This is a genomic window from Actinomadura sp. NBRC 104412 (assembly GCF_030269515.1).
Classification (GTDB): domain Bacteria; phylum Actinomycetota; class Actinomycetes; order Streptosporangiales; family Streptosporangiaceae; genus Spirillospora.
Genome location: NZ_BSTM01000010.1, coordinates 226609 through 236206, shown reverse-complemented (window position 1 = coordinate 236206; position 9598 = coordinate 226609). Strand labels below are relative to the sequence as shown.

The 9598-nt window shown below is 69.9% G+C and carries 10 protein-coding genes, 4 tRNA genes and 1 pseudogene; 9 read left to right on the top strand and 6 right to left on the bottom strand.

Annotated elements, in window-relative coordinates; translation table 11 throughout:
- Nucleotides 1-120 (top strand): annotated as a pseudogene (locus QSK21_RS15745) (IS30 family transposase); the annotation flags it as partial.
- A 112-nt stretch (nucleotides 121-232) separates the two neighbouring features.
- The gene (locus tag QSK21_RS36125; protein ID WP_352231285.1) at nucleotides 233-1246 is read left to right on the top strand and encodes a recombinase zinc ribbon domain-containing protein; all 1014 of its coding nucleotides are present in this window, start codon (nucleotides 233-235) and stop codon (nucleotides 1244-1246) included.
- Here the strand turns inward: QSK21_RS36125 and QSK21_RS15740 are convergent.
- Both QSK21_RS15740 and QSK21_RS15735 read right to left on the bottom strand, forming a co-directional pair.
- Nucleotides 1203-1277: transfer RNA gene (locus QSK21_RS15740), tRNA-Val, on the bottom strand. The two genes, QSK21_RS36125 and QSK21_RS15740, sit on opposite strands and share 44 nt — an antisense overlap.
- A 73-nt stretch (nucleotides 1278-1350) precedes the next feature.
- Nucleotides 1351-1782, bottom strand: coding sequence for a PGPGW domain-containing protein (locus QSK21_RS15735; RefSeq protein WP_285696555.1), 432 nt, complete (start codon nucleotides 1780-1782; stop codon nucleotides 1351-1353).
- Nucleotides 1783-2114: 332 nt separating this feature from the next.
- On the opposite strand from QSK21_RS15735, the gene QSK21_RS15730 reads away from it, so the two are divergent.
- The gene (locus QSK21_RS15730; RefSeq protein ID WP_285696550.1) at nucleotides 2115-2531 is read left to right on the top strand and encodes an SsgA family sporulation/cell division regulator; all 417 of its coding nucleotides are present in this window, start codon (nucleotides 2115-2117) and stop codon (nucleotides 2529-2531) included.
- 2 nt (nucleotides 2532-2533) lie between these two features.
- On the opposite strand, the gene sthA is transcribed toward QSK21_RS15730, so the two are convergent.
- Nucleotides 2534-3937: a Si-specific NAD(P)(+) transhydrogenase gene (gene sthA, locus QSK21_RS15725; RefSeq protein WP_285696549.1), complete on the bottom strand. Its 1404-nt coding sequence runs from the start codon at nucleotides 3935-3937 to the stop codon at nucleotides 2534-2536.
- A 119-nt stretch (nucleotides 3938-4056) separates the two neighbouring features.
- On the opposite strand from sthA, the gene ppgK reads away from it, so the two are divergent.
- Nucleotides 4057-4893 carry a polyphosphate--glucose phosphotransferase gene (ppgK, locus tag QSK21_RS15720; protein WP_285696547.1) on the top strand — a complete coding sequence of 279 codons (837 nt, stop codon included), beginning with the start codon at nucleotides 4057-4059 and terminating at the stop codon, nucleotides 4891-4893.
- On the opposite strand, the gene QSK21_RS15715 is transcribed toward ppgK, so the two are convergent.
- On the bottom strand, nucleotides 4882-5508 hold the full coding sequence (locus QSK21_RS15715; RefSeq protein ID WP_285696545.1) for a TetR/AcrR family transcriptional regulator: 627 nt from the start codon (nucleotides 5506-5508) through the stop codon (nucleotides 4882-4884). The two genes, ppgK and QSK21_RS15715, sit on opposite strands and share 12 nt — an antisense overlap.
- An 85-nt stretch (nucleotides 5509-5593) precedes the next feature.
- Here QSK21_RS15715 and QSK21_RS15710 point away from each other — a divergent pair, with 85 nt between their 5' ends.
- Nucleotides 5594-6022: a nitroreductase/quinone reductase family protein gene (locus QSK21_RS15710; RefSeq protein ID WP_285696543.1), complete on the top strand. Its 429-nt coding sequence runs from the start codon at nucleotides 5594-5596 to the stop codon at nucleotides 6020-6022.
- A gap of 21 nt (nucleotides 6023-6043) precedes the next feature.
- Here the strand turns inward: QSK21_RS15710 and QSK21_RS15705 are convergent, their stop codons facing one another.
- Both QSK21_RS15705 and QSK21_RS15700 read right to left on the bottom strand, forming a co-directional pair.
- Nucleotides 6044-7273 (bottom strand): CehA/McbA family metallohydrolase, encoded by a 1230-nt coding sequence (locus QSK21_RS15705; RefSeq protein ID WP_285696541.1) that lies wholly within the window; start codon nucleotides 7271-7273, stop codon nucleotides 6044-6046.
- A gap of 192 nt (nucleotides 7274-7465) precedes the next feature.
- Nucleotides 7466-8305, bottom strand: a complete 840-nt coding sequence (locus QSK21_RS15700) for an aminotransferase class IV (protein ID WP_285696540.1) — start codon at nucleotides 8303-8305, stop codon at nucleotides 7466-7468.
- 483 nt (nucleotides 8306-8788) lie between these two features.
- On the opposite strand from QSK21_RS15700, the gene QSK21_RS15695 reads away from it, so the two are divergent.
- The 4 genes from QSK21_RS15695 to QSK21_RS15680 all read left to right on the top strand — a co-directional run bounded on the left by QSK21_RS15695 (nucleotide 8789) and on the right by QSK21_RS15680 (nucleotide 9570).
- Nucleotides 8789-8860: transfer RNA gene (locus QSK21_RS15695), tRNA-Gly, on the top strand.
- Between the two features lie 26 nt (nucleotides 8861-8886).
- Nucleotides 8887-8957 (top strand) — tRNA-Cys (locus tag QSK21_RS15690).
- Between the two features lie 32 nt (nucleotides 8958-8989).
- A tRNA-Val gene (locus QSK21_RS15685) sits at nucleotides 8990-9064 on the top strand.
- Nucleotides 9065-9168: 104 nt separating this feature from the next.
- Complete coding sequence (locus QSK21_RS15680; protein WP_285696539.1) at nucleotides 9169-9570, top strand: NUDIX hydrolase; 402 nt, start codon at nucleotides 9169-9171, stop codon at nucleotides 9568-9570.
- Nucleotides 9571-9598 lie beyond the last annotated feature (28 nt).

The window sequence follows — 9598 nt, the reverse complement described above, 5'->3', positions numbered from 1 at the left end:
GACTACCTGCAGGCCGTAGCCGACGAACTCAACAACCGGCCCCGCGCTATCTTCGGGTTCAAGAAGCCGAAGGAAGTGTTCGCCGAGCTACTGACCAGCGGAGTTGCTTCCACCGGTTGAGGGCAGGCGCTACTACATCGGCTACATCGACTTCAAAGGCGAAGAGGTCGAGGGACGGCATGAGCCTCTCATCAGCGTGGAGCTGTTCGAGCGGGTCCAAGACATCATCGAGATGCGCTCCACCGCCGATGAGCGCCGCCGCGTCCATCACCATTACTTGAAAGGCTCCCTGTTCTGCGGCTCCTGCAAAGCCCGCAACATGAAACGCCGCATGGTGCTGCAACTCACCACCAACCGTCACGGCACCACCTACCAGTACTTCTTCTGCACCGGCAAAAAGCACCACAATTGCCCGATGCCGCACATAAGCGTCATGCGCCTGGAGGAGATGGTCGAAGAGCACTACACCACCATCCGGTTTGCTCCCCAGTTCATCGCCGACGCCCGCGACATCCTGACTGGCCTCCTGAACGAAGACCGAGCCAGCCTGCGCCTCCTGCACCAGCAGCTCACCGCCGAACTCGAGGCCCTCGATGCCAAGGAAGAGAACCTCCTCGACCTGGCTGCCGATGACGAGCTGCCCACTGGGAAGATCAAGGCCAGGCTGCGGGACATCGAGCGGCGCCGACAGCACCTCACCGAACGCCTCAGCCACACCAGCGACGATCTCGAGCACAGCGCCCGCCTCATCGACCTCGCCTTGACACTGCTCACCGATCCTCAGGGCGCCTACCTTCGTAGCGACGACCATCAGCGCCGCCTCATGAACCAAGGCATTTTCCAGGCTCTCTACGTTGAGGAAGACACCATCACCAGCCAACTCAGGGAGCCCTTCGCCAGTCTGCATGCTGTGCAGGCCACGTGGGTGGATGAGCCGCAGGAGACAACCAACACCGCTCACGTCAGCCAACCCAGCACAGACAACAAGGGCGCAGCAGCCGATCAGCGCCCACCAGAGAGCCTGTTGGGCGCTGCCACCGCAGCAACCGATGACGATGGCATGGATGCCCATCAGGGCGCTGACACGCCCCGAGACAGCAGAAGATCCCTCCCCCTGACGGGGAAGGGATCTTCATGGGTTAATACCTTGCAAGTCCTACTAGGTGGTACCTGGGTGGCACCGGGTTCTAATAGGGCTAGCGTGGTGGGCGATACTGGGTTCGAACCAGTGACCTCTTCGGTGTGAACGAAGCGCTCTCCCACTGAGCTAATCGCCCTGGCGGAGCGGCCTGGTGGCGTTTCCGACGTGACGACTCTAGCGCATTCCGGGGGTGGTTCGCGCGCTGGAGTTCAGCTCCAGGGGGTGTAGTCGGCGATGGCCCACGGGAGGGTGAAGTCGTAGACGACCAGGTAGGCGATCACGGCCGCGCCGGCGAGGATGCCCAGGGTCACCGCCGTGATGGTGTTGCGGCGCTTCTTGCGGGGGTCGAGGGCCTTCTCCTTGGCCTTCTCGGCGGCCTCCTTGGCGCGGTGGAGGGCGCGCTGGGCCCAGGCGAACTCGGTGGCGAGGATGGCCAGGCCCAGGATCAGGCCCAGGATCCCGGGGCCCGGGGTGATCATCATGATCAGGCCGCCGGCCAGGACGGTCACGCCGACGGTGAAGACGCCGATCCGCCAGGCGGTGTTGAGCAGGGCGTTCCGGCGGATGTAGGCGCGGAACCTGGCGTACGGTTTCGGCCCGACCTCCTCGAGCGGCGTCGGGGCCTGCTTCTCTTCCTTCATGGCCACGGCATTTACTCTATGACACCCGCCACACATCGTGGTGCCTGGCCGCATCGGGCCGCCGGGGGGCGGTTCCGCAACTCTGGGCGGGGCTTCGATCGTCACACATGGCGAGTGCCGGTGTCGACGCCTCCGGTTCCATATCCGATTCTGCCCAGGTCAAAAGGGATATTACGGGGCGTGAGGTCGGTCACAGAGCGTGCGGGCGGCGGAATGTTCCCCGGTGTTCCGGCAGTTACGCGTCATAGATCGCGGGGATGTCCGTGGGAGGGAGTGAGCCCGCACCGGAACGCCCGCGTCCCAGCGGGACCGACGTCTGAAGGAATGTGGCCATGAGCAGCAGTACCACCGTCTCAGCGGAGCTGGGCCTTCGTCTCGTCGTCCCCGACCGCACCACCGTTCCGCTGCTGGCCGGTATGGAGTACGCGGCGGACGACCCGTACGCCATCCGAATGGCGTTCTATGTCGGCGAGGACGAGCCGGTGGAGTGGATCTTCGCCCGCGAACTGCTCACGGTCGGCATCGTGCGCAAGGTCGGGGACGGCGACGTAGAGGTGTGGCCCGCGGGGTCGGGCGACGACACCCTGCACATCGCGCTGTCGTCGCCGTTCGGCAACGCCCTCTTCGAGGCGCCCCTGTCCCCCGTCGCCGACTTCCTGCACCGTACGTACGAGGTGGTGCCGGCCGGCCGGGAGGGGGAGTTCATCGACATCGACTCCGAGCTGGAGGATCTGCTCTGGCCGTCCTGACCTCACTCGCTGAGGCGCGCGATGTGGCGCATCTTGTTCATCGCGTCCAGCGCCGCCACCTTGTAGGACTCGGCGAGCGTCGGGTAGTTGAAAACGGCGTTGACCAGGTAGTCGACCGTTCCGCCGCACCCCATGACGGTCTGCCCGATATGGAGGAGCTCCGTGGCGCCCGTGCCGAAGACGTGGACGCCCAGCAGGCGCCGGTCGTCCGGTGAGACCAGCAGCTTGAGCATCCCGTAGGAGTCGCCGATGATCTGGCCGCGGGCCAGCTCCCGGTAGCGGGAGATCCCCACCTCGAAGGGCACCTTGGCCTCGGTCAGCTCGTCCTCGGTACGCCCCACGAAGCTGATCTCGGGGATGGTGTAGATGCCGATGGGCTGGAGCTCGTGCATGCCGTGGACGGGCTCGCCGCAGGCGTGGTGGGCGGCCAGCCTGCCCTGTTCCATGGACGTGGCGGCCAGCGCGGGGAAGCCGATCACGTCCCCGACCGCGTAAATGTGCGGGACCTCGGTGCGGTAGTTCTCGTCCACCTTGATCCGGCCGCGGTCGTCGGGGGCCAGGCCGGCCGCCTCCAGGTTGAGCTCGTCCGTCATGCCCTGGCGGCCGGCCGAGTACATCACCGTGTCGGCGGGGATCCGCTTGCCGCTCTCCAGGACGGTGATCGCGCCCCTCGACATCCGTTCGACGGAGGCCACGGTCTCCCGGAAGCGGAAGGTGACGGCCAGGTCGCGCAGGTGGTACTTGAGGGCCTCGACGACCTCCAGGTCGCAGAACTCCAGCATCCGGTCGCGCCGCTCCACCACCGTGACCTTGGTGCCCAGGGCGGCGAACATCGACGCGTACTCGATCCCGATCACCCCGGCGCCCACGACGACCATGGTCTCGGGGATGCGGTCGAGGTTGATGATCCCGTCGGAGTCGATCACCGTCCGGTCGTCGAACTCGACGGTGCCGGGACGGGCGGGACGGGTCCCGGTGGCGATGACGATCTTGTCGGCGGTGTACTTCTGCTCCCGGTCGGTGCCGTTGCCGACCCCGATCGCGTGCGGTTCCAGGAACCGCCCGGTGCCGGGCAGCATGGTGACCCGGTTGCGGGACAACTGGCTGCGCACCACGTCGACCTCCCGGCCGATCACGTGCTGGGTGCGCAGCCCCAGGTCCTGAACGGTGATCTCGTCCTTGACCCGGTAGCTCTGCCCGTACAGCTCGCGCTGGTTGAGGCCGGTGAGGTAGAGCACGGCCTCGCGCAGGGTCTTGGACGGGATGGTCCCGGTGTTGATGCAGACCCCGCCGATCATGTTGCGCCGTTCGACGATGCCCACCCGCTTGCCGAGCTTGGCCGCGGCGATCGCCGCCCGCTGCCCGCCGGGGCCGGAGCCGAGCACGAGAAGGTCGAAGTCGTTCACGGTCCCCAGTCTGACCGGATACCGGGTTCCTCCATAAGGCCCTTTGGGGAACGAATCGCGTCCGGCCCGGAACCGGGAACCGCCCATAAGGCCGGGTTCCAGCGGGCATTGGTACGGGCATGGACGTTCTCGGCATTGACATCGGCGGCTCCGGCATCAAGGGCGCTCCCGTCGACCTCGTCAAGGGCGAGCTGTCGGGCGAACGCCACCGGATCGACACTCCCAGGCACGCCGAGCCGGAGCCGGTCGCGGAGGTGCTGGGCCGGGTCGTACGGCATTTCGGGTGGACGGGACCCATAGGCGTGACCTATCCGGGCGTGGTGGTGGACGGGGTCACCCGGTCGGCGGCCAACGTGTCGCGCAAGTGGATCGGCCTGGACGCGGCGAAGCTGCTCGGCGAGGCGGCGGGAAGGCCGGTGACGCTGCTCAACGACGCGGACGCCGCCGGGATCGCGGAGATGCGGCACGGCGCGGGACGGGGCCGTGACGGCACCGTGGCCGTGCTGACGCTGGGCACGGGCATCGGCAGCGCGCTGTTCAGCGACGGTGTGCTGGTGCCCAACACCGAGTTCGGGCACATCGAGATCCGCGGCAAGGACGGCGAGGTGCGGGCGGCCGCGAGGGCGCGGACGGAACACGATCTGAGCTGGGAAAAGTGGGCGGCGCGGCTCTCGGAGTACCTGACCAGGCTGGAGGCGCTGATCTGGCCCTCGCTGTTCGTCCTGGGCGGCGGGGTGAGCCGCAAGGGCGGCCGGTTCCTCCCGCTGATCAAGGGGGTGCGGGCGGAGATCGTCCCGGCGAGGCTGGTCAACAACGCGGGCATCGTGGGCGCCGCGATGGCGGCCGCGGCCGCCGCCGAGGCCCCGGGCGCGGCGGACCCGGTCCGTTCGGCGGGCCGCGGCACCGCCCCGGCGCCCGTGGGGCCGGTCGGGTCGGGGGCGTCCTCAGCCTGGTGAACGTGCCTGGACGCCCGCCAGGGAGCGTGCGAGGCGGCGTGCGGTGTCGGCGTCGACCGGTGCGTGGCCGACCATCAGGCGGTACCAGAGCACCCCGTACGCCTGGTCGGTGATCAGTTCGAGGTCGGCGTCGTCGCGGAGTTCGCCGCGGGCGCGGCCACGCGCGAGGATCTCGGTGAACGCCTCCCGCCTGCGCCGCGTGAACTCCGCCATCACCTGGGCGATCCCCGGGTCGCGCTGGGCCTCGGCCATCGCGGCGCGCAGGAGCGGGGCCACCGTCTCCCTGCCCGCGCCGCCGAAGGTGGCGACCAGGAAGATCTCCAGGTCGCCCAGCAGCGTCCCGGTGTCGGGGACGGGCGCGATCTCGTCCGCCCGGTCCGCGACCGCCTCCAGGACGACGGCGCCCTTGGAGGGCCACCAGCGGTAGATCGTTTGTTTCCCCACCCCCGCGGCGGACGCGATCTCCCCGATCGTGACCTCTCCGCCGCCGGGACGCGCGAGCAGGGCGGCGGTGGCGTCCAGGATCGCGCGCCGTGCCGCCTCGTTCCGCCGCCGTCCGGTGTGCGCCCGGGTCCCCTTCGGCGGGGATGTCTCCCTCGTGCCCGCTTCCCGCATGGGACGGATCCTAGCGTTGACGAGACCGCTCGTCTCGGCAAAACTTGTCGAGACACACAGTCTCGACAAGTTTGGGGAGATCGGCATGAGCGCGACCGGCCACAGGAAGGCCCGGCCCAACGACGACTTCTTCCACCGCAGGCTGGCCAACCCGATCATGCGGCGCATCGCGGGCCACCTTCCCGGGCAGGCCGTGCTGGAGACGACGGGGCGGCGCACCGGCCTCAAGCGCCGCACCCCGGTCGGCGGGAAGGTGCGGGACGGGTCGTTCTGGATGGTCAGCAACCACGGGACCGGGTCCGACTACGTCCGCAACATGCAGGCCGACCCCCGCGTCCGCGTCCAGGTGGGCTCGCGCTGGCGGACCGGGACCGCCCATCTGCTGCCCGACGACGATCCCCGCGAACGGCTCCGGCACCTGCCCAAGTTCAACGGCTTGATGGTCAGGCTCATGGGCTCGGACCTGCTGACCATCCGCATCGACCTCGACCCGCTCCCGCGCGACTCGTCCTAGACCGCGCCGCCGCCGGCCGCGTCAGCCGCAGAGGGCGACCACCTCGTTCTCGTGCGACTCCAGGTGGTGCATTCCGGGGGCCTCCGCCTGTAGCCGCACGCGGTCGCCGCGGATGACGTCGCGGCGGCCGTCCGGCCGGACCAGGACCGTCCCGGCGGCGTCGAGCGCGATCAGCTCGTCCTCGACCCGCAGCAGCAGCGGCGTGCCCTCCTTCGGGGACGCGGCGATCGCGGTACGGCCCGCCGCCAGGGCCCCCAGCACGTCCCCGTCCTCCGCGAGCACCCAGGTGACGGGCGCGCCGAGCGGGCGGCCCTGCGCCGGGTCGTGGAAGTCGCTGCCGCCGACCGGGGCCAGGTCGTCCCGCCACAGCCGCGCCCAGGCCAGCGGCGCGCCCCAGCGCCGGTCCCACCACGAGGTGTGCCAGATCTCCGCGAGCCGCGGCCGTCCCGAACCGTCGCCCGCGTCCGGGAGGGGACGCCGCCAGGCGGAGTCCCCGCTCAGCGGGTGGTTGATCGACATCACCTGCGCGCGGGCGGCGGCGTGCTCGGCCCAGGCGTCGGCGGGACGCCTGAAGTCCACCCAGGCGTCCTGTCCGTCCCCGCCGAACACGTTGGCGTGGCCCAGGTCGGTGGTGACCTCCTGGCCCGGGACGAGGACGACCCCGCTGTGCGACTGCGCCGCCGGAAGCTCGGCGTGGTGGCTCACCGTGTTGTGGTCGGTGACCGCCAGGAAGTCCAGGCCCTCCTCCGCGGCCAGGCAGGCAAGCTGCGGAACGGTCAGGGTCCCGTCGCTGTGCACCGTGTGCGCGTGCAGGTCACCGGCCATCCACCGCATCCCGGCGGGCGCGGGCGGCTCCGAACGCCGCGGCCGTTCCGGGACGAGGGGAGGCCGCACGGCCTCGGGCACCGGCGGCGCGGCGTCGGACGGCGTGACGACGACCTCGTACGGGACGCCCTCCGGGCCCACCCGGTGCAGTCCCAGCCAGACATGCCACAGGCCGGGCTCCGGCTCGCCGGGAAGGTAGCCGGGCGTCGCCCAGTCAGGCGCGATCGTGAACGACCGGCGCGCTCCCCCGGACCAGCCGCGGAACCCGGCCGGGCCGTGGCAGCCCAGGTCAAGGACCCCGCCCTCGTACGACAGTTCCACGGTGAGGGACCCGCATCCTGGCGGGACCTCCACCGGCAGCTCGCGCAGGGGCGCGACGACCCGGTCCTCAAGGGTCCACCGGCCCCGGTGCACTGTGGGCCTCATCGTTCCACCACCGTCGTGATCTCGGCGTTCTCGTGGGGTGACGTGCTCGCAGACTTCTCCACGACGGCCACCTTCCCCGCCAGAGCCCTCCTGACCACGCCGTCCGCCGAAGCATGCGGGTCCTTCAAATATTCGGGAAGCACCCCATACCGACACGACCCTCTTTTGAACGCGAGCGGCGACCGAGGTGGGTCAGGGGTCCATCAGCTCCGCGGCGCGGGCCGCGAAGACCTCCATGGCCTTGGTGGTGACCGGGCCCGGCGCGGCGGGCAACGCGGTGCCGTCCACCCGCGCGATCGGCTGGACGTCGCGGGTCGTCGAGGTCAGGAACGCCTCCTCGGCCCGGTACAGGTCGTCCAGCGGAAGGTCCTCCTCCTCGGCGCCGAACCACTCCATGACCAGCGCGCGGGTCACCCCGGCCAGACAGCCCGACGACAGCGGCGGCGTGACCAGCCGGCCGCCGCGCACCACGAAGATGTTGCTGCCGGTGCCCTCGCAGAGGTTCCCGGCCAGGTTCCCGAAGATCGCCTCGCCGCCGCCGCGCTCCTTCGCGTACGCGAGCGCCACCGCGTTCTCGGCGTACGACGTGGTCTTCAGGCCGGACAGCGCCCCGCGCTCGTTGCGCGGCCACGGCACCACCGTCACCGCGGCGGTCGCGGGGAACGGCCGCTGCTCGGCCACGATGATCGAAGCGGTGGGGCCCTCGTCCCCGCGGTCCGAGCCCAGCGGCCCGGGCCCGCTGGTGTAGGTGATGCGGATCCGCGCCAGCGGCCACTTCGGCGCCGCCGCCAGCACCTCCAGGGTGCCGTGCGCCAGCGCGTCGTGGTCGGACTCGGGCAGTCCCAGACCGGCCGCCGACCGGGCCAGCCTGCGCAGATGGCGTGTCAGCGCGAACGGCTCCCCGTTCGTGGCCTTCACCGTCTCGAAGACGCCGTCCCCGACCATCATGCCGTGGTCGAACACCGACACCCGCGCCCGATCGGGATCGAGCAGCTCCCCGTTCAGCCAGATCTTGCCCTGCCCTGCCGTCACCGGCAGCCACCTCCCAAACGGCCGGGCCGTCCGAGGCCCGGTCCTCGCGCTGTATCCAGGGCCCATCGGACCCGCGTGACCTGCCCGATGTCGCGCCGCGACAGGCCGTTCTCCGCTTGTCACACGCCCGGCCGCCGGGGCGGCACAGTCCGGCGTCCACCCGGCCGCCGACCCCACAGTACGACCCCCGGTGGACGGGTTCGAGCCCATCCGGGAACGCCGGCCGCCGGACTTCGGCGTACCCGCGACCCCGCCGCACGGAAACACGCCGCCTCAGCTCGCCGCCCGCACCCGTTCCGCCATCGGCGCGGCGACCGGCGTGATGTCCGGGTCATGTCCGCCTCATGTCCGGTCATGCCCCTGCCCTGGGCGTCCCATCCTTCGACGCCGATCGAACCGTCCCGTAAACCGGTTTGGGGAAGCGGCCGGGACGCGCTAACCTTGCTCCGTCGCCGCAACGGGCAACGGCCCCGAGCAGCGCACGCGGAAGTGGCTCAGGGGTAGAGCATCACCTTGCCAAGGTGAGGGTCGCGGGTTCAAATCCCGTCTTCCGCTCTGAGGTGAGGCAACCGTCTCGCTCTGGTGGAGTGGCCGAGAGGCGAGGCAACGGCCTGCAAAGCCGTGTACACGGGTTCAAATCCCGTCTCCACCTCGACGACGCGCCCCCACAAGGGGCTTGCTCGCGGGCGATTAGCTCAGTGGGAGAGCGCTACCTTGACACGGTAGAGGTCACTGGTTCGATCCCAGTATCGCCCACCACATAACCTCCCGGCTCACTGCACCGGCCATGGCCAACGGTGATTCCGCGACGGCGCTCAGGTTGTCGATTCGTCGCCGTTCCGTGGTCACGGGATGATCGAGCGGTGACCACGATCATCGACAAGATCGCCTGGATTGAGCTGGACGACGGCAGGATCCTCAGCACCCGTTCGCACGGCAAGGACGTCTACTACATCCCCGGCGGCAAACGGGAAGCCGGGGAGACCGACCTTGACACCCTGATCAGGGAGACGGCGGAAGAACTCGCCGTCACCATCGTCCCGGCCACCGCCGCGCACGTGGGCACGTTCCGCGCGCAAGCCCACGGCCATGCCGCCGGCGTCACCGTGCAGATGACCTGCTACACGGCCGAGCACCGTGGCCGGCCGACCCCCAGCAGCGAGATCGCGGAAGTCGTCTGGCTCACCTACGCCGACCGCGACCGGGTCTCCCCCGTCGATCAGGTCATCTTCGACCACCTGCACCAGGCCGGGCGGCTTCGCTGACGGTGTTCAAGGACGAGCGGGCCGTGGC